Annotated in this window: 19 protein-coding genes and 1 tRNA gene; 9 read left to right on the forward strand and 11 right to left on the reverse strand. The window is 41.5% G+C overall.

Going from position 1 to position 18,576, the window contains the following annotated elements:
- Window position 1: 1 nt before the first annotated feature.
- From LDM98_RS07450 to LDM98_RS07465, 4 genes are all read right to left on the reverse strand, one after another.
- A complete protein-coding gene (locus tag LDM98_RS07450) occupies window positions 2–670 on the reverse strand; it encodes an energy transducer TonB (protein ID WP_223898757.1) in 669 nt (222 codons plus the stop codon).
- Window positions 671–982: 312 nt separating this feature from the next.
- Complete coding sequence (locus LDM98_RS07455) at window positions 983–1,699, reverse strand: DUF2202 domain-containing protein (RefSeq protein WP_223898758.1); 717 nt, start codon at window positions 1,697–1,699, stop codon at window positions 983–985.
- 72 nt (window positions 1,700–1,771) lie between these two features.
- Entirely contained in the window at window positions 1,772–2,620 is an 849-nt protein-coding gene (locus LDM98_RS07460; RefSeq protein WP_223898759.1) for a HAMP domain-containing sensor histidine kinase, read from the reverse strand.
- Between the two features lie 126 nt (window positions 2,621–2,746).
- A complete protein-coding gene (locus LDM98_RS07465; RefSeq protein ID WP_223898760.1) occupies window positions 2,747–3,400 on the reverse strand; it encodes a response regulator transcription factor in 654 nt (217 codons plus the stop codon).
- 69 nt (window positions 3,401–3,469) lie between these two features.
- On the opposite strand from LDM98_RS07465, the gene LDM98_RS07470 reads away from it, so the two are divergent.
- Window positions 3,470–4,168: a small multi-drug export protein gene (locus LDM98_RS07470; RefSeq protein WP_223898761.1), complete on the forward strand. Its 699-nt coding sequence runs from the start codon at window positions 3,470–3,472 to the stop codon at window positions 4,166–4,168.
- Window positions 4,169–4,183: 15 nt separating this feature from the next.
- Here LDM98_RS07470 and fabG read toward each other — a convergent pair whose 3' ends face one another.
- On the reverse strand, window positions 4,184–4,927 hold the full coding sequence (gene fabG / locus LDM98_RS07475) for a 3-oxoacyl-ACP reductase FabG (RefSeq protein ID WP_223898763.1): 744 nt from the start codon (window positions 4,925–4,927) through the stop codon (window positions 4,184–4,186).
- A gap of 74 nt (window positions 4,928–5,001) precedes the next feature.
- Here fabG and LDM98_RS07480 point away from each other — a divergent pair, with 74 nt between their 5' ends.
- On the forward strand, window positions 5,002–5,340 hold the full coding sequence (locus LDM98_RS07480; protein ID WP_223898764.1) for a TerB family tellurite resistance protein: 339 nt from the start codon (window positions 5,002–5,004) through the stop codon (window positions 5,338–5,340).
- A gap of 14 nt (window positions 5,341–5,354) precedes the next feature.
- Here the strand turns inward: LDM98_RS07480 and gpmI are convergent, their stop codons facing one another.
- The gene (gene gpmI, locus LDM98_RS07485) at window positions 5,355–6,833 is read right to left on the reverse strand and encodes a 2,3-bisphosphoglycerate-independent phosphoglycerate mutase (RefSeq protein ID WP_223898766.1); all 1,479 of its coding nucleotides are present in this window, start codon (window positions 6,831–6,833) and stop codon (window positions 5,355–5,357) included.
- An 88-nt stretch (window positions 6,834–6,921) separates the two neighbouring features.
- On the opposite strand from gpmI, the gene mraY reads away from it, so the two are divergent.
- From mraY to tilS, 6 genes are all read left to right on the forward strand, one after another.
- Window positions 6,922–7,980: a phospho-N-acetylmuramoyl-pentapeptide-transferase gene (gene mraY / locus LDM98_RS07490; protein ID WP_223898768.1), complete on the forward strand. Its 1,059-nt coding sequence runs from the start codon at window positions 6,922–6,924 to the stop codon at window positions 7,978–7,980.
- A 1-nt stretch (window position 7,981) separates the two neighbouring features.
- Complete coding sequence (murD, locus tag LDM98_RS07495; RefSeq protein ID WP_223898770.1) at window positions 7,982–9,196, forward strand: UDP-N-acetylmuramoyl-L-alanine--D-glutamate ligase; 1,215 nt, start codon at window positions 7,982–7,984, stop codon at window positions 9,194–9,196.
- 83 nt (window positions 9,197–9,279) lie between these two features.
- Window positions 9,280–9,355, forward strand: a tRNA-Phe gene (locus LDM98_RS07500).
- Between the two features lie 259 nt (window positions 9,356–9,614).
- Window positions 9,615–10,847 (forward strand): hypothetical protein, encoded by a 1,233-nt coding sequence (locus LDM98_RS07505; RefSeq protein ID WP_223898772.1) that lies wholly within the window; start codon window positions 9,615–9,617, stop codon window positions 10,845–10,847.
- Window positions 10,848–11,007: 160 nt separating this feature from the next.
- Window positions 11,008–12,321 carry a 30S ribosomal protein S12 methylthiotransferase RimO gene (rimO, locus tag LDM98_RS07510; protein WP_223898774.1) on the forward strand — a complete coding sequence of 438 codons (1,314 nt, stop codon included), beginning with the start codon at window positions 11,008–11,010 and terminating at the stop codon, window positions 12,319–12,321.
- An 8-nt stretch (window positions 12,322–12,329) separates the two neighbouring features.
- Window positions 12,330–13,313: a tRNA lysidine(34) synthetase TilS gene (tilS, locus tag LDM98_RS07515; protein ID WP_223898776.1), complete on the forward strand. Its 984-nt coding sequence runs from the start codon at window positions 12,330–12,332 to the stop codon at window positions 13,311–13,313.
- 25 nt (window positions 13,314–13,338) lie between these two features.
- Here the strand turns inward: tilS and LDM98_RS07520 are convergent, their stop codons facing one another.
- From LDM98_RS07520 to LDM98_RS07535, 4 genes are all read right to left on the reverse strand, one after another.
- Window positions 13,339–14,190 carry a tyrosine-type recombinase/integrase gene (locus LDM98_RS07520; RefSeq protein WP_223898777.1) on the reverse strand — a complete coding sequence of 284 codons (852 nt, stop codon included), beginning with the start codon at window positions 14,188–14,190 and terminating at the stop codon, window positions 13,339–13,341.
- A gap of 3 nt (window positions 14,191–14,193) precedes the next feature.
- The gene (locus tag LDM98_RS07525) at window positions 14,194–14,817 is read right to left on the reverse strand and encodes a lysophospholipid acyltransferase family protein (RefSeq protein ID WP_223898779.1); all 624 of its coding nucleotides are present in this window, start codon (window positions 14,815–14,817) and stop codon (window positions 14,194–14,196) included.
- 8 nt (window positions 14,818–14,825) lie between these two features.
- Complete coding sequence (miaB, locus tag LDM98_RS07530) at window positions 14,826–16,124, reverse strand: tRNA (N6-isopentenyl adenosine(37)-C2)-methylthiotransferase MiaB (protein ID WP_223898782.1); 1,299 nt, start codon at window positions 16,122–16,124, stop codon at window positions 14,826–14,828.
- A gap of 85 nt (window positions 16,125–16,209) precedes the next feature.
- A complete protein-coding gene (locus LDM98_RS07535; protein WP_223898783.1) occupies window positions 16,210–16,449 on the reverse strand; it encodes an HP0268 family nuclease in 240 nt (79 codons plus the stop codon).
- A 200-nt stretch (window positions 16,450–16,649) separates the two neighbouring features.
- Between LDM98_RS07535 and nusA the strand changes: the two genes are divergently transcribed.
- Window positions 16,650–17,813: a transcription termination factor NusA gene (gene nusA, locus LDM98_RS07540; RefSeq protein WP_223898785.1), complete on the forward strand. Its 1,164-nt coding sequence runs from the start codon at window positions 16,650–16,652 to the stop codon at window positions 17,811–17,813.
- Window positions 17,814–17,874: 61 nt separating this feature from the next.
- Here nusA and LDM98_RS07545 read toward each other — a convergent pair whose 3' ends face one another.
- Window positions 17,875–18,567, reverse strand: coding sequence for a triose-phosphate isomerase (locus LDM98_RS07545; protein ID WP_223898787.1), 693 nt, complete (start codon window positions 18,565–18,567; stop codon window positions 17,875–17,877).
- Window positions 18,568–18,576 lie beyond the last annotated feature (9 nt).

The raw sequence follows: 18,576 nt of genomic DNA on the forward strand, positions 1-18,576 counted from the left end.
TTTATCTGATCTGATAACGAAGTGTGATCTTTATACTTTTTGGTAGCGAAATAGGCGCATTTCTAATATCTATAGGAAATGCACTTTGTACAGCCTGACGTGCGGACTTATGAAATACCGTAGGCCCACTTACAGATATATTCCCTACATTTCCATTTTTCAAAATAGTGAATGCAACCTTGACCGTGCCCTGCATACCTCTTCTTTGTGCAATACGCGGATAGGATTTGTGCTTGTTGATTTTATCCCTGATACTTGCAAGAAATTGATTTTTCTGTGCAGGGCTGATATTTGCGCTTCGTGAAGAAGCTTTTTGTCTTTTCTGTTTTTTCTTGGCACTTTTCTTGCTCGTTTTTTTCTTCGCTTTGGGTTTTGGTTTTTTCTTGACCTCTTTCACGATCGGTTTAGGTATCACTTTTTGTACCACTGGTTCAGGGATAAGCTCTTCTTTGACTTTAGGCTCTTGTTCCGGGGTAGGCTCTTTACTGATCTCAGGTTCAACAACAGGGTCTTCTTCAACCACAGGTTCTTCTTCAACAACAGGTTTCTCTACCTCTTGGACCTCTTCTATCTCCTCTTGTTCTGCCTGTTCTACGGAAGAAACGACTTCAGGTTGAAAGGAGCACAGACAAAGCTGTGTCGTTTTCTCTTCTATTTTTTTTGTTGCCACAAGATAACGATCCTCGACATAGAAAAACAAACCTATCATGAAAAGGTATACAAGGGTGGTGCTAAAATAAGAGATAAAATGACGATGTTTTAACATATTTAGCATAGAAAAGTCTTTTTTGGGATGTATTATGACGGAAAAACGTTAAGGAAGTGTTAAAAAGCACAGAAGGAGTTGGTATTTAATGAGGGGGTGTCATCCATATACAAAGCACCTTCTGCGTTCCACTTATTTCGACGTAAAAGAATTATGACGAAGAAGTGTTAATTTAGTGTTAAGCGCAATGAACACTTCTGTTTAATTTGATCTTTTTTAGTTTCTTGGATACGTAGGACATGCAGTGTGACCAAGGTCTTTGGCCATCTGACAACACCCCTCTTCCACTCCCATACCTACCAGTGCATCATTAAATGCCCAGTAATGCGTATAACTTCCATTTCGTAAAAAGTTAAAGACAGTTAGAATATCCGTAGCATTCGCTTCTTTTGCTAACGTTATATAGTGATTTAAATCATCAATATCCACAACTTCGACCGTACATCCAACTTCTAAAGCATTTTGCCTTGAAGATATTCCCTTTTCATAGAGCGTCGTATAAAGGTTCTGTACGGGTGCTACCGGATATGTACCATTCCCGATTCCCTCTATACTATAAGGATGGTCTGTATCTGGATACTGAGTCATATTGAGATCATACTTCTGTGCAACCTGATTCACAGCTTCTGTATGTTTCACTTCGGATTTTGTTGCAATATTTTGAAGTTGTATCACCGCTTGTTCTTTATAAAGAGCCAGATACAGATCGTGTGCCAGCCCCTCTTCACTGTACATATGCGTAATCGCATCCTTTAGTTCTTGAGCCTCTGTCAGGTCAGAGCTTTCTCCATCTATCGCAGCTTGCACATTGGCTGGCAGTTCAATAGCTGTTGCCAATTCTTCTGTCCCCGAAAGATTAGATTCTCCTCCGCAACCTACTATCATAAAAACTGCACTTACAAGCCCTAGACTTTGAACCAATTTATTCTTCATGGATACATACCTTCTATATTTATTTTCAGTATCTTATCCTCAAAGTGTTAAGTAAGTGTGAAATTGATAATATTAAACGGCGTGTACCTTTGACATATTTAAACTCACGGTTGTCCCAACACCTTTTTCCGACTTGAAATGGATCTCTATCCCCTCTTCATCACAATATGCTTTAACCAAAGCAAGCCCTATACCTTCTCCGTCTTTTCTATCATCTGCCTGATAATAGCGCTCATGCACACGTAAAAGCTCTGTGGTACCCATACCCACTCCCTGATCTTCCACACTTAAGATATGATTATCCAATGTGACCTTTATCGGTGCATCCCTGGAGGAGTACTTCATTGCATTGGAAACAATATTGTCAAACATCTGTTCAAACCCTATCTTGTCCACTTCTATCTCATACTGTTCCAGACTGAGTTCAAAAGGATTTCGTTTCTGATCTTTGAACACTTCGATCCGCTCTTCAATTAACGATTGAAGAGCAAAACGTTCTTTTTCTATCGTATGCATCTCTTTATGAATACTATAGACCAACTCATCATAGAGTTTTTTCAGTCTTACACTGGCATCTTCTATACGCTTGATACGCTTTAAGGATTTTTCATCATCCATGGTTTTTTTTAACATGGCGGTATTGGCTTTGATCGTAGAAAGAGGAATGTTGAGTTCATGAATAATGTCATTGGTCAGAGATGTCAATGTATCTTCCATCTGTTTTTTAGGCGCAAAGATAAGTGCAGAGAGCACATACCCCCATCCTATGGCCACCAGTAGAACCAAGGCACCGGCTATAAAAAAATTAACTTCAATAATATTCCAATTGCCTAAAAAACGATACACAGCAGTAAGCAGCGTAAACATGGTCACAAAGTAAATGACCGTACCGAAAATGATCTCTTTTTTACGACTCAGCATTTCACATCCTTTCATTTAGTGAAAGGATCGCATCAGGCTTTAGCCTGGAAGTGCTTCGCTTGTACTGAATTTTACATAAATCATTTAGTGATTTATTGCATTGTATTTTAATACTTATAATGCTTGTCATTTGATGCTTATCTGGTACCCTACACCACGTACATTCTGTATCTGTGTAGGAAAATATTTTTTAAGTTGTGCGATATAGACTCTTAACGCTCCGTCACTGGATTCTTCCGAAGAGCTCCAAAGACGTTCTTTGATCTGGTCTAAAGGAACGACCCGCCCCTGACCTTCTAACAATGCAAGAAGCAGTTCACTCCCCTTAAGACTCAACTCCAATGCTTTATCGTTCTGATACAGGGTCTTCGTCAAGATATCGAACTGATATGTCCCTATCTCTACAAGTCGACTCCGTACCTGCCGGCGTAACACTGCCTGAATACGCAAGAAAAGTTCATCCAGATCAACGGGTTTCTGGATATAATCATCCCCTCCTTTTTCAAATCCCTCTTTTAACGATGTTTTGTCTTCTCGGGATGTAATAAAGATACAAGGTGTTTCATCACCGCTTTGACGTAATTTTTCTAAAAGTTCAAAACCGTTTTCATACGGTAGATTGACATCAAAAAGATAGAGGTCGAACACATGTTCATAGGTGAGATCAAGTGCACTGTAAGGATCTAAAGCACAATGTAAAACATGTCCCTCTTCTTCTAAAAAATCTTCCAGGGTTTCATTGAACAATTTGTCATCTTCTAATACCAGTATCCGTGCCAATACTTTCCTTTGCTTTAATATTTCATTTATGATTATACCTCAAAGTTATTTACATGATAGGGCAATTTCATGCTATACTTTGATTCCATAGACCAGACGGAAGGTAAACTGTTGAAACTCGATCAATCATTTTTAAAACATAAAGAGGGGCAGATCTTACTTCTCGGACTTATCTTATTGGGCGGCTACTTCATTCTCCTTTTGCTTTGCGCTGTTTTTTATTCAGATTATTTTCAGGAGTTACTCAGTATCACGGTCACGAATGTCATATTTGGACGAATGGCAGGACTCTCTATAGGTGTAGCCTCACAGATGAACGCTACCTTTCTTATACTCTTCAATTTTTTCATTGAATCCATTATGGTACTCATTTTATATCCGCTTTTCGTATTCAGCTGGAACAAGCTTGACTTCCTCTCATACCCTCCCCTTAGCCGATACCTGGAACAATCTACAATAAATGCCCATAAATATGAACCTCTCATTAAACGTTATGGTGTTGTTGGACTCATTTTATTTGTATTGACACCTTTTGCGATGACTGGTCCTGTAGCAGGAAGTTTTGTAGGGTTTTTGATCGGATTTCGGCATCGGGTAACGCTGACGATTGTACTGGCAAGTACCTTTGTGGCTATTAACCTATGGATCTATCTGATCAAGAATTTTGAAGAAGAACTGGTTGCATACAGTGACATACTGATGATAGGTGTATTCATAGCTGTCGCTGTATTACTGTTGTGGTATTTTGTGAAGAAAAATTTTCGTTGAAAATTTTCGTGCACATTACATAAACATCCCGCCATTCACTTTCAGTGTCTCTCCGGTAATATAAGAAGAGTGGTCAGAGAGTAAAAATGCTACAGCGTCAGCGACCTCTTTTGGTTCACCAAATCGGCCCATTGGTATCTTCGCTGTAAAAGCATCTTTTATCTCATCTTTAAGCACATCTGTCATCTCTGTCGCGATGAAGCCCGGAGTGATCGTATTGTAACGGATGTTTCTAGGTGCAGCTTCTATCGCAAAACTTTTTGTCATCGCGATCGTTCCGCCTTTACTCGCCGAATAATTCGTTTGGCCTGCATTCCCTGTTTCACCTACGATAGAAGAGATGTTCACTACAGAACCAAAACGCTTTTTCCCCATCACTTTGAGTGCTTCACGACATCCTATAAATGTTGATGTCAGGTTTGCATTGATCACATCCATGAACTCTTCGGTTTTCATACGCATCGCCAGTTTATCTTTGGTAATACCTGCATTGTTCACAAGATACGAAAGCTCACCGTCTGTATCAACAATGCTTTTCATTGCTGCCACAAAAGCTTCATCATCGCTTACGTCAAAACCTATCACTTCAGCTTTACCGCCTTCAGCCTCTATCGCCGCTTTTACAGCCTTTGCTTCAGCCTCTCCGGAACGATAATTGACCCAGACTTTCAAACCAAAAGTTGCAAGACTTTTCGCTATCTCTGCGCCTATCCCTCTGCTTGCTCCCGTGACTAAAACATTATGACCTGTAAATTTCATTTTGACCCTTTTTTTTATACTTTTGATAAAATTGTACCATGTTTTTATGGTACAATTGCAGAAAGGACAGATACATGGAAAATAAAATTAAAAAATCAGTAGCTACCTTACTCGCACATATCATCAAAATTGATGATAGAGATATCGAAAAAGAAACACCGCTTTTCTGTAAGCTTATGGAAATGGATTTTGGTTGCAGTCCTGAGGAAGCAAAAACATTTTTAAAAGAAACATTACAAGAAGAATATGACCTTGATGAGCACATTGCTATTATCAATGATGCCTTATGTGATGACAAACTCAGCAAAATGCATATCCTCGAGCAGCTGAATCATATTATCTACTCAGATACAATCACGCCTGATGATTATGAAGAGTTTGAAAAGATCAAAAAGGCGCTTTTTTCCTGCTGATCTAAAAATCCGTCTTAGATCAGTGGTGCATCCATCTCTTCAGGTATCTCCAAGCCCATCAGTTTGAGGACAGTAGGTGCAACATTATTCAACCCGCATCCCTCTTTGACTTCTGTGACGCCTTCAGCCACAACAAAACACCATACTTCACCCACCGTATGATTGGTCAGAACATGTCCTTCACTGTCTTTCATCTCTTCACAGTTTCCATGGTCAGACGTAAGTACCACGGCATACCCATCCTCTTTTGCCTTGTTAAATATTAAGCCAAGTTCCCTATCAACCGCATTTACCGCTTGACGTGCTGCCTCATAGTTACCTGTATGCCCTACCATATCCCCATTGGCAAAATTCACTACGATGAAATCATACGATTCATCCATCGCCGTACGTACCGCTTCACCCACCTCCGGCGCTGACATCTCCGGTTTCATATCATAGGTTTTCACATCGGGACTGGGTATGAGCACCCTGCTCTCTCCTATCATAGGCTCTTCCACGCCGCCATTTAAAAAGAATGTCACATGGGCATATTTTTCTGTTTCTGCTGTATGAAGCTGTCTCAGTCCTGCATCACTGATCACTTCTGCCAAAGTATGCTTCGGTGCCTCTTTAGGGAAAAGTATCGGGTAGGGAAAGTTTGCATCATACTTTGTCATCGTTGCGATATTGAGCGGTGTGGCCTTACATGCAAACTCATCAAAATGTGCATCTCCCAAAGCAGCTGTGATCTCACGCACCCTGTCTGAACGGAAATTCGTTATAAGTACCACATCATCCTCTTGCATCCCTTCATATGCTCCAAAAGCGACAGGTTCAATGAACTCATCGGTTTCATTCTTTGCATAACTCGCATCAATGTAGTCTTCCGGACTCAATGGTGTGGACGGTGTAGCCTCAGCAATAGCACGATACCCTTTTTCCACTCTTTCCCAACGGTTATCCCGGTCCATCGTAAAGAAACGGCCGCCTATCGTTGCAATAGAGATATCTTCATCGCAGATCGCTTCTATTTGATCCACATAGGTTTTAGCGGAAGTAGGACTTACATCTCTTCCATCAGTGATCAAATGTAAAAAGATCTTTTTCCCTCTATTTTTTGCAAGTTTTGCCAAGCCGATCGTATGTTCTATATGGGAATGTACACCTCCATCACTCAGTAAGCCTATCAGATGCACACGGTCACTCTTCTCCAAAATAGCGTTGAGTGCCTGGTTTTTTTCTATACTTCCATCTTCAAGTGCCAAAGAGATCTTTACCAGGTCCTGATACAAAATACGCCCAGCCCCTATGGTCATATGCCCTACTTCAGAATTTCCCATCTGACCTTCAGGCAGACCCACGCTCAAACCATGGGTAGAGATAAGTGCTCTTGGCGCTGTTTCAAAAAGTCTGTCATAGGTAGGTTTCGTAGCATCTTTAAATGCATTACACGTACTGTCAGGCTTACACCCTATGCCATCGGTGATGATCAAAACTGTTTTTTGTTTCATATTTTTTCTTTTCGTAGTATTTAATTGAAATAATAGTAAAATAAACTTTCTTAAATCTTTAATACAAAATTTTAAACGAAAGTTGACCATGCTATACGAACTCTCCCAACTCTTAGATATTAATCTATTCGGATACATCTCAGTACGTGCAGGTGTTGCATTTTTTCTCGCTTTTATACTGACTTTGTTTATCATGCCCAAATACCTTGCCTGGGCTATCTCAAAAAATGCCAATCAACCCATCAGCAAATATGTCCCTGCACATGAAGGGAAACGAAAGACACCGACTATGGGAGGTGCCGTATTTCTAGTCTCTACGCTCATTGCTGCATTGCTTACGGTAGATCTATCCAACATCTATATACTGGGCGGATTTATCACGCTCCTTGGTTTTGGCCTCGTTGGATTTAAAGATGATCTGGGAAAAGTACTTGCAGGGGACAACCTGAAAGGCCTTACACCCAAAGGCAAAATGGGATTACAGATCATCATTGCAGCAGTTTCTACAGGGCTGCTCCTCTACGGAGGATTCCCGACAGAATTCTATGTACCCTTTCTCAAAACACCTCTCTTCGACCTAGGGTATGCAGCCATTCCTTTTTGGGTACTTGTCTTCTTAGCTACGACCAATGCGGTCAATCTTACCGATGGGCTTGATGGACTGGCGACCGTACCTTCCATCATTGCATTGGTTTCATTGGGGCTGATCATCTATGTCACAGGACATGCTATCTTCAGTGAGTATCTACTGGTCCCAAATATCAAAGGTGTGGGGGAAGTCATGATACTTTCTGCCGCACTTATCGGCGGTCTGTTCGGTTTCTTATGGTACAACTGCTACCCTGCAGAGATCTTTATGGGAGATACAGGCAGTCTTGCTATCGGTGGTTTTTTGGCCTATCTTGCCATTTTAGGAAAAAGTGAGATCCTGCTTATCCTTATAGGTATCATCTTTGTCATCGAAACCGTCTCGGTCATACTCCAGGTAGGAAGTTTCAAACTGCGTGGAAAACGTGTCTTCCTTATGGCTCCCATTCACCACCATTTTGAACTCAAAAAATGGGCGGAAAATAAGATCATCATCCGTTTCTGGATGATCTCTTTCATTGCAAATATACTTGCACTCATCTCGTTTAAGTTCAGATAATATGGAACAGATAAAACCCACACTCTTTGGTTACGGACTCACCACCAAAGCGATCGCAAAAAAACTAGGGGGCGGATGTACGTTTTTTGATGACAATGTCACAAAAGCCTATACTGACGAAGCAGGTAATCATATCCTGCCTTCTGCGCTTTTTGACCCTGAAAAAAGTCATTTGGAAGTCACCACACCCAGCCTCAGACCCGATCATCCACTGATCAGATCTGCCAAAAACCTGCTCAGCGAATATGATTACTTTGCCAAAGCAATGCCTTTTAGCATCTGGATCTCCGGGACCAACGGTAAAACTACGACCACACAGATGCTCACGCACCTTTTGGCCAAACGCGGTGCTCTGAGCGGGGGTAACATCGGTACGCCTTTGGCTGAGCTCGATACGAGTGCCCCTATCTGGGTACTGGAAAGCTCTTCTTTCGCCCTGCATCATACCAAAACAGCTACACCGGACATTTATCTTCTGCTTCCTATCACCCCGGATCATCTAGACTGGCATGAAACATCTGAAGCGTACGAGGCCGACAAACTCAGACCTCTGCTGACCATGAAAGAGGGAGAACTGGCACTCATACCCAAAGGGTTGAACATTCCAAAGACACATGCCTATGTTGTTGAGTATGACAGCAATGCATTTATTGAAGCCTATTTTGGGCTGGATAGCAGCCAGTTGCGTTTCAAAGGTGCTTTTTTGCAGGATGCACTGCTAGCGCTTGCAGTAGTAAAAGTACTGTTTGATGAAGCAGACTATACGTTGATGAATACCTTTACCCTCGATGCACACAGACAAGAAGAGCTCAATGATGCGCAAGGTAGACTCTGGGTCAATGACTCCAAGGCAACCAATCTTGATGCCACGATACAGGCTGTCAAAGGCTATGCCGACAGACATATCCATCTGATCCTGGGTGGAGATGACAAGGGAGTAGATTTGACCCCTCTTTTTGAAGTCATGGCACCGCTTAACCTTACACTATATACTATAGGGGCAAATTCTGACAGACTTTTAACCCTTGCAAAAAGATACCATGTGAATGCTATAGCATCACAAACCATACAAAATGCTGTAAAACAGATAGATCAAGTGCATACACTAGAGAGTGTCGCCCTCTTATCTCCTGCTGCAGCCAGTTTTGATCAGTTCAATTCTTACAAGCACAGAGGTGAAACTTTTATGGCATTGGTAAAAGAATTAAAAAAATAATTTATTTTTTATTTTATGTGTCGATTTTTAAGTTTCAGCTGTTATAATTCTATCCACTTAAACGGACATCCTGTCTTTAAGTTGGCTCCATAGCTCAGTTGGTAGAGCAAAGGATTGAAAATCCTTGTGTCGGCGGTTCGATTCCGTCTGGCGCCACCATTTCTTCAAACATAATCCTAAAAATATTCACAATCATTAACCAAAATCTTTCAAAAAACGGTTTATTTGCTTAAAAACCATCTAAAAATCTCTTCATGAGGTAAATCTTTTTCTCTCTTTATTCCTCTAAACCCCACGTATATACGGGGCTTCTACATAATTATTAACTTTTTGTTAACTATTTATTAATTTTATTGACATTATTCAAGAATTTAGGTTATACTTAGGTTGTATTCAAAACAAATTCAAGGAGATTACAATGAAAAAAACATTATTACTTTCAGTAGTAGCGTCAACAATGATCATGGCTGGTGGAGATATCGCTCCAGTTGAGCCAGTAGTAGAAACACCAGCACCAGTTGCATCTGGTTGGGAATTTAGTGGAAATGCAGTAGTTTACTACCAAACAGACGATGCTACAGCAGGACTTTCTGGTGATGGTTCTGATGACAGCTTATTTTCTCAAGGTTCTTCAGCAGCAGACGCTGGTATCCAACTTAGAGCAACAAATAACGATGTTGTAGCTGGAATCGGTGCAGGTTTTGCAGTAAACGGACTTGCAACACTTAACCTAGAAAACACTATCGTATCTAATACTCCACAAGGTGTTGCTAATGGTGGTAACGATGTAGATGATTTTACTGATGGTGGTTGGATCTCTGAAGCTTACTTGACTTACGGGTTTGGTAACACAGGTATCAAAGCGGGTCGTCAGACACTTCCAGCATCACTTTCACCATTTGCATACTCTGAAAACTGGAATGTATTTGCAAATACATTTGATGCAGTAACAGTGGTAAATACTGATATTTCAAACACAACGATCGTTGGTGGATGGATCGCCGGTGCTAACACTAATGGTTGGGGTCACACACAAAACTTAACAGACTTCAATTCATTGAATGATGAAGACGGTGTTTGGATGATCACTGCACAAAACAAGTCAATCGCAAACTTGACATTGACAGGTTCTTACTACTTTGGTTCAGATATGGGTGCGAATGATGATTTAAATATCCTATGGGGTGATGCTGCATACGATGCAGGTAACTTCGGTGTTGCAATCCAGGGTGGTATGCTTGATGCAGGTTTACCAGATGATATGACTGCATTCGGTGCGAAATTGACTGGTGCTGTTAGCGGTATCAACCTTATGGCTGCTTACTCTACTACAGAAGATGGTGCGATGAGTCAACTTGGTGGGACAACATCAGTACTCTACACAAACACGATCATTGATCAACTTGTACCGAGACAAAACGATGAAGATAAGTTCGTTGTAGGTGCGAACATGGATGCACTTGGTGGAAACATTGCTGCCGCATATGCAAACGTTTCAGCTACTGCTGACTCTGACGAGATCGATGTTGCTTATGCGACAAACCTAACAGATTCTCTAGGTTTAACTGCAGCTTACGTTTTTTATGATGTAGATGCTCCTAACACTGATTCTGTTAACTTGATCCGTGTGATCGCAAACTACAACTTCTAAGAATCACTTCTTAAAGTTTTACTTGCTTTAGAGTTCAGGCTTTTGCCTGACTCTAACCTTTCTTTCTTCTTTTTATATTCTTTACATTTTTTCAACCTTATACATTTTTTTATCTTTTGGCTATAATGCTGAAAAAGTTTAAAATACAAATGAGATATTTATGAATAAAAAATTACACCTGGTCAGTCTCGGCTGTACCAAAAACCTTGTCGACAGTGAAGTGATGCTCGGCCGTCTCAAAGACTATGAGATCACCGATGACAACACCGAAGCCGATGTCATCATCGTCAACACCTGCGGGTTCATCGATGCGGCTAAAGAAGAGAGCATCAACACTGTACTGAGCCTCCATGATGAACGTAAAGAAAACTCCATCCTGGTGATGAGCGGATGTTTGAGCGAACGTTACAAAGAAGAGCTTCAGGCTGATATGCCGGAGATCGACATCTTTACGGGTGTAGGTGACTATGAGAAGATCGATGAACTGATCGCTTCGAAACAGAGTACTTTCAGCCCGGAAGTCTACCTTGCTACGGAAACCTCCGGAAGGGTCATTACAGGTTCCAACTACCATGCCTACATCAAGATCGCCGAAGGGTGCAATCAGGCCTGTTCTTTCTGTGCGATCCCGAGCTTTAAAGGAAAACTGCACTCGCGCTCCCTTTCGTCCATCGTCAAAGAGGTGGAAAACCTTGTAGCCCAGGGCTTTTACGACTTCTCATTCATTTCACAGGACAGCTCCAGTTACGGACGTGATATGGAACTTAAAGATGGGCTGATAGAGCTTATCAAAAAGGTGGAAGCTATAGAGGGTGTGCAGTCTGCACGTATCCTGTACCTCTACCCTAGTACGACAACTTTTGCACTTGTCGATGCCATTGCTGACTCTGAGATCTTTCAAACCTATTATGATATGCCTATCCAGCACATCGATGATGCCATGCTCAAGACCATGAAACGCGGATTTGGAGAGCAAAAGACCATAGAACTGCTTGAATACATGAAAAGCAAACCGGGTGCCTTTTTGCGTACCTCTGTGATCGCAGGACATCCTGGCGAAAGTGAAGAGAGCTTTCAGCGACTCTGTGATTTTATGGAAACTTTCGAGTTTGACAGATTTAACACTTTCCACTACTCCAATGAGGAGACGACCGCTGCCTATGCTATGGAACAGGTCGATGAAGAGACCATTGACCAGAGAGCACAGCTTCTTGGAGAGATCGCAGAAACAAGTACCCTCAAGTCGCTTGAAAAAATGGTCGGTCAAACCGTGACCCTTGCCATCGATGGTGAGAGTGATGAACACGAGTACCTGCTTTCAGCAAGGCCGCTCATCTGGGCCGTGGATATCGACGGGGAAATACTCATCAACGATACTTCTGACCTTCCTGTAGAGTACGGCAAAAGGTATGAGGCAAAAGTCACCGAGTTGGTAGGGTCCCAGCTGCTTGCCACACTGATCAAGGCACTCTAAACAAGCTTATGCTCACACTCGACCTCTCACACCTAAAAGGGAAAAAGAATTTATTGGCTTTTTCCGCAGGTGTGGACTCCTCTGCACTTTTCTTTTTACTCTTAAAGTACCAAATAAAGTTCGATATCGCCATCGTCAATTATGGTACACGCGAAACAAGTGATGAAGAAGAGATGCATGCAAAAGCACTGGCTAAACAACATAAACTCTTCTGTCACAGCATTAAAGCCCCGACATTTCACAGCCATTTTGAAAAACAGGCCAGAGACTTCCGTTATGAGTTTTTTGAATCTCTCATCACCATAGAGGGCTACGACACCCTGATCACAGCACATCAGCTTAACGATCAGTTGGAATGGCTGCTTATGCGTCTTAGCAAAGGGGCGGGCTTGAGTGAACTGCTGGGCCTTGAACCGGTCACACAAAAAGGACACTATGCGCTCGTACGACCGCTGCTTACCTACAGCAAAGAAGAGTTACTGCACTATCTGCAAACAAATGCGTATCCTTATTTTGTGGATGAGAGCAACAGTGATGAAAGCTATGAACGCAACAAGTTCAGAAAACACTTCTCCGATGCATTGATATCTGAGTATAAAGAAGGCATTCAACGCAGTATGGAATACCTGAGAAAAGACAAAGAGATACTTGAAAGCGGTTTTCAAACACTCTATAGCAACAAGCTGCTGCACATTGTCAAGCTCCATGCCCCCGCTGCCAAAGTCAAAGCGGCAGACCTTACACTCAAAAAACTGGGCTACCTTCTCTCTGCTCCTCAACGCCAGGAAATAGAAAAAGAATCCTCTTTGGTCATAGGCGGAGCATGGAGTATAGCACTGCAAGAGGACCTGCTCTTCATTGCACCTTTCCTCACAGTCGATATGCCAAAGAAATTTAAAGAGCTCTGCAGGGTGCTGAAAGTACCGGCGAAGATCAGACCCTACCTTTTTAAAGAAAATATAAACCCAAAATTTCTAATTTCTAATTTCTAATTCCTCACTCCTAATTCCTAATTCCTCACTCCTCACTCAAATGCCCAGCATTTGCCAAGGGGTGCGCTTTCATATACTCCTGCATTTTTTTGACGCTTCCAAGCTTTGTGTAAACCTGTGTGGTTGCCATCGTTTCGTGCCCAAGCAGTTCACTCACATCTGAGATACGTGCCCCATGATTGAGCAGATGCGTGGCAAAAGAGTGTCGCAGTTGATGCGGTGTCACTTTCAACCCCTGTGCCTTGAAAAGTTTTGTAAGCATATAACGTAACTGTGCAGCGTTCATAGGCGCAGAACCTTTTTCAAACAGATACTTTTTGGGGGATCTTCTTTTGATATACAAGTGAATAAGTTCTTGTAGACTATCCAATAGAGGCAGTTCTCTTACCTTGTTTCCTTTACCATGGATCTGTATCCATCCCTCCTTGATATCTTCAAGTTTAAGATGACTCAGTTCGGAGATACGCAATCCCAATCCATACAGCATTGAGATAAGCAATTTCCCCTCTACATCGGCATGACTTAAAACCTCTTCTATATAATTCTCTTCAATAGGCTTTGGAAGGCTTTGGGGTACCTTTATAGTCTCATCTCCTATAAGTTTGATACGCAGTTGACACTGATCTGCCAAATACTTTGTAAAAGAGTGTACTGCGGAGAGTTTTTTTACGATGGTCTTTTTATGATTTTTAACGATCTTAAAACGAAACGGGGTGATATCCAGTACAGTGAAACCATCTTCTTTATAGACATGACTCTCTTCGAGCATTTGCCTTAAGGCTATCTCATACGTCACGATAGACGTTTCAGAATACCCTCTGACATCAAACAGATAATGCAAAAACTCCTCGGATGCCTCTTGAAGTTTATCTTTCATCTTTTAATGCACCGTATGTGTTAACATTTTTTCTCTAAGAAATGTTCTGGCTTCATCCTGTTCCATTCCCTCCAAAGAGACATTCTCCAAATAGAAATCGATGGTAGTGAAAGGTTTGGGAATGACAAATTTATCCCAACTTTCAAGCTGCCAATACGCCTTAGGTACGTAATTCACTGTCAATACCGGTGCCTTGGCCTTATGTGCCAAAGCGATAGCGCCATCACTGATACTGTGGCGTGGACCCCTGGGGCCATCAGGCGTAACCAGAAGATCATCCCCTTTTTTCAATGCCCTGAACGCTTCTCTCAACACTTGAGCAGCTCCACGGCTGCTGGACCCTCGCAAAGGTGCGATAGAAAAATACATCAGTATCCTTGCGATCATCTCTCCATCAAAATGCCTCGAGATGATCCCCGAAGCTGACTGTTTTTTATGAAAGTAGCGATAGGCTTGGGGAGACATCAGCAGTTCACCGTGCCAACAGATAACAATGGACTGCTCTTGTGTAATCTCACCTGTGATATGAAAGTTTTTTTTAGAGGTCATCCAGTAAAAACGCATCAGAAGATAGCCCAGCGGGGGGAGGATGACTTGAGCAATGCTTCGTGAGAGTGTTTTAAACATTGGCTTTCCTAAACAAGCACTCCATCAAGAGCACCCCGAGAGGTTTTCGTCACTTTGACATCTACTATTTTACCCAAAAGCTCTTCACTTCCCTGGACAAAAAAGAGTTTACCGTCATCAGAACGTCCAGAAACCCTTCCGTTGGGTTTAAGTTCATCAAAATAGACTTGGTGTACCGTCCCCAACTGTGCATCCATGATCTCATCCAGTATCTCAGTATGTCGTGCCTGAAGTCGTGTCAATCTCTTCCCTGCTACATCGCTGTCGATCTGATCATCAAATGTTGCTGCTTCAGTATGCGGACGAGGAGAGTATTTGAAGGAGAACATCTGTTCAAAACGTACTTTTTCCAGTACATCCATCGTATCTTCAAAATCTGCATCGCTTTCTTCCGGGAATCCTACGATGATATCGGTAGAGATGGTTGCTTCAGGACACAGTGTACGAATCTTTTCACAACGGTTCAGGAAGTTCTCTTTGGTATACCCTCTTTTCATGGCTTTCAGCAGTGAAGTAGACCCGCTTTGCAAAGGCACATGTATCTGTTTACATATCTTAGGATTTGAGGCAAACTCCTGAATGAAAGCATCATCCATATGTAAAGGGTGAGGAGAGGTAAATCGTATACGTTCCAATCCTTCTATCTTAGAGATCTTTTGCAACAACTGCGTAAAGTCACAGCGCTCTTCAGCGGAGCCGAACCGTCTTCCGTAGTTATTGACATTCTGTCCGAGAAGCATCACTTCCTTTGCCCCGGTAGCGACAGCTTTTGTGATCTCCTGTACGATAAGGTCAGAAGGGATAGATATCTCCTCTCCACGTGTTGCAGGTACGATACAGAAGGTACAGGACTTATCGCATCCGATGGAGATATTGACCATCGCTTTAAACGGATTGCTTCTGTACTCGCCAAAGGCATAGGTACTTTCATCAAAATCTGTACTGACCTCTACGGCATGTTTTTTATTGATCACTTCAGTGATCTTTGAGACATTTCTTGCACCCAGTACAAAATCCACCGAAGGTGCACGTTTAATGATCTCATCACCTAAATGCGAAGCGGTACATCCTGTCACACCTATTTTTGCGGAAGGTTTTTTATGTTTGTTAAATACACCGATCTCTGAAAAGAGTTTTGCTACAGGCTTCTCTCTGACAGAACATGTATTGATGATAATAAGGTCAGCATCTTCTAGATTTTCAGTGATTTCGTAGGATTCTTTTTGGTTCAATTCTGCGATCATATGTTCACTGTCACGAACGTTCATCGCACAACCAAGTGTTTCTATAAATAATTTTTTACTCAAATGTTATCTCTTCTTTAATGGGGTAGTCTTCTGGGTCAAAGCCCAAAAAACCATGCTTTATGCCAAGCCTACCTTAGAAATAGCCTTATGCGATAATATGTACTTCGTAGATATATTCATTTTCATCCAGTCCGTATTTGACTTCTCTCATATATACAGAGAAACCTTTTTCTTCAAAATATTCAATCAACTCTTTCAGCTCTTTGTGCGAGTTATCTTTATCAAAATAAAATATAGATCTATTCGCCAGCTCGTCTTCTATTTTTTGCAACTCAATCGTTTTCGGCTTCGCTTTAAGTGTGGTTCTAGCAAGTTTCAGTTTCATCTATGGGTACCTTTTAAATTATATTATTTATTCTTCCGATTTATATAACAATTATACTTTATTTTCTGTAAAGCTTTGGTTAGCTATAATAATCAACTTCAAAAACAACACCTCCCAAGACGTTATTGACACTGTTATGTTACCTCTTGTAGCGGTATATTGTATTGATTATGAAAAACATTTATGAATAGGAAAAAACAATGGAAAAAATATTAGACATTATAGAAGCAATCGCACATGAAAAAAATATCTCCAAAGAGCATGCGATAGAGGCTTTTAAAGATGCTTTGATCAATACGGCTAAAAAGCTGACAAGTTTTACAAGTACCTTTGAAGTCAATATAGACAATGATACAAAAAAATACTCTATCTACAAGGTCATTACCGTTGTAGCTGATGATGATGGACAACTTTTTGTAGAAGTAGGAAAAGAAGGGAACAAGCAGAAAATAGAATCAGACAGTTTCATCGCGCTCTCCGATGCAAAAGAGTTTGATGACTCTTTAGAAGTGGGAGACCAGTTAAAAGAGGAATTCATCCTGGAAGAACACGGGCGTACGGCTTCAGCAAATCTTTTCAGAGAACTTGAATACCATGTACAGAGACGTATCGAACAAGACCTGTTTGAAAAATATAAAGAAAAGGTAGGTACCGTCATGTTAGGTACTGTGAACCGTGTGGATGCAGATGACAATACACATGTTGAGATCGGTGAACTTAAAGGTATCCTTACCCAGAGAAACCGTATCAAAGGCGAAAAATTTAAACGTGGTGACACTATACGTGCACTTCTAAGATATGTAAGTGTTGATCCGGATCATGGTCTTTTCCTGGAGCTGACAAGAACCTCACCAAAATTTTTAGAAGCGCTGATGGCCAATGAAGTCCCGGAGATCGATGACGGTGTCGTAGAGATCGTGGCTGCAGCAAGGATCCCTGGTGAAAGAGCAAAAATAGCACTGAAGACAGAGCAGATGAATGTGGATCCTATCGGTGCAGCTGTGGGAGTCAAAGGTGTACGTATCAATGCAGTAAGTGAAGAGCTTAACGGTGAAAATATCGACTGTATCGAATTTTCACCTATCCCTGAAGTGTTCATTACACGAGCCTTAAGCCCTGCCATTTCACAGAGTATCAAAGTCGATGCTGATGAGAAAAAAGCAGTGGTTAACATTACCAGTGATCAAAAAGCAAAAGCGATCGGTAAATCAGGAATTAATATCCGTCTGGCCTCTATGCTTACAGGATATACGATAGAATTGAACGAAATTGAAGGGGTCACAGAAAGACAAGTAGACAGTTCAGACACTGCAGAACCGACAAAAACGACCGATACATCAGCACTAGAGGATCTCTTTAAATAAAAAGATGCACTAAAAGTGAGTACATGACTCACTTTTAAACGCGGCAAAGTAGCGCTTTGCTCTACTTGTCTCCTATCATCGCAGCAAAACTCTCCGCATCCAAAGATGCAGACCCAACCAAAACGCCATCCACACCTCGAATAGCCGTGATCTCCTGAATATTTGATCTCTTCACACTGCCTCCATAGAGTAGTGGTTTTTGTACGGTTTGCTTTAATGCTTGATGCGTAGTAGCTATCTCTTCAACCGTAGCAGATCTTCCTGTGCCTATAGCCCAAATAGGTTCATAGGCAACGATAAGCTCTTTATAGCTGATGTCAATGCCATCAAACTGTGCAAGCAGATACTCCATCACAGCCTCATCACCTTTTTCTCTTATTTCAAGCGGTTCACCGATACAGTAGAGTATTTCATATCCCTGCTCTTTAAAAAATGCAAACTTTTGTGCTATTTTATCTTGAGACTCGCCTAGATGTTCTCTTCTTTCGCTGTGTCCGATAAGTATCGTTCTGATACCAAATTCATCAAGCTGCTCTGTACCTATTTCCCCGGTAAACGCACCGTTTTGCACAGGATAAGCATTTTGTGCACCGATAGTGAAATCACCCTCATACTTGCCTAAAGCCGTGGCCGGAGGAAAGATATAGACTTGGTCTTCAGGTTTTTTTGCAAGCAACTTTGTATTCAATACGTCAATGTATTTTTCCGTTGATGCTCTGGTATGATTCGTTTTAAAATTTGCTGCAAAAATCAATCAAAATCC

The sequence above is a fragment of the Sulfurovum sp. TSL1 genome (assembly GCF_019972135.1).
Classification (GTDB): Bacteria; Campylobacterota; Campylobacteria; order Campylobacterales; family Sulfurovaceae; genus Sulfurovum.

What these genes read in the sequence shown, in the direction of transcription:
- LDM98_RS07470 (WP_223898761.1), top strand. Translation starts at nt 3,470, where the DNA reads ATGCTATACTTTGATTCCATAGACCAGACGGAAGGTAAACTGTTGAAA.
- rimO (WP_223898774.1), top strand. Translation starts at nt 11,008, where the DNA reads ATGAATAAAAAATTACACCTGGTCAGTCTCGGCTGTACCAAAAACCTT.
- murD (WP_223898770.1), top strand. Translation starts at nt 7,982, where the DNA reads ATGGAACAGATAAAACCCACACTCTTTGGTTACGGACTCACCACCAAA.
- mraY (WP_223898768.1), top strand. Translation starts at nt 6,922, where the DNA reads ATGCTATACGAACTCTCCCAACTCTTAGATATTAATCTATTCGGATAC.
- gpmI (WP_223898766.1), bottom strand. Translation starts at nt 6,833, where the DNA reads ATGAAACAAAAAACAGTTTTGATCATCACCGATGGCATAGGGTGTAAG.
- fabG (WP_223898763.1), bottom strand. Translation starts at nt 4,927, where the DNA reads ATGAAATTTACAGGTCATAATGTTTTAGTCACGGGAGCAAGCAGAGGG.
- LDM98_RS07525 (WP_223898779.1), bottom strand. Translation starts at nt 14,817, where the DNA reads ATGTTTAAAACACTCTCACGAAGCATTGCTCAAGTCATCCTCCCCCCG.
- LDM98_RS07535 (WP_223898783.1), bottom strand. Translation starts at nt 16,449, where the DNA reads ATGAAACTGAAACTTGCTAGAACCACACTTAAAGCGAAGCCGAAAACG.
- LDM98_RS07480 (WP_223898764.1), top strand. Translation starts at nt 5,002, where the DNA reads ATGGAAAATAAAATTAAAAAATCAGTAGCTACCTTACTCGCACATATC.
- LDM98_RS07455 (WP_223898758.1), bottom strand. Translation starts at nt 1,699, where the DNA reads ATGAAGAATAAATTGGTTCAAAGTCTAGGGCTTGTAAGTGCAGTTTTT.
- LDM98_RS07520 (WP_223898777.1), bottom strand. Translation starts at nt 14,190, where the DNA reads ATGAAAGATAAACTTCAAGAGGCATCCGAGGAGTTTTTGCATTATCTG.
- LDM98_RS07460 (WP_223898759.1), bottom strand. Translation starts at nt 2,620, where the DNA reads ATGCTGAGTCGTAAAAAAGAGATCATTTTCGGTACGGTCATTTACTTT.
- LDM98_RS07505 (WP_223898772.1), top strand. Translation starts at nt 9,615, where the DNA reads ATGAAAAAAACATTATTACTTTCAGTAGTAGCGTCAACAATGATCATG.
- tilS (WP_223898776.1), top strand. Translation starts at nt 12,330, where the DNA reads ATGCTCACACTCGACCTCTCACACCTAAAAGGGAAAAAGAATTTATTG.
- nusA (WP_223898785.1), top strand. Translation starts at nt 16,650, where the DNA reads ATGGAAAAAATATTAGACATTATAGAAGCAATCGCACATGAAAAAAAT.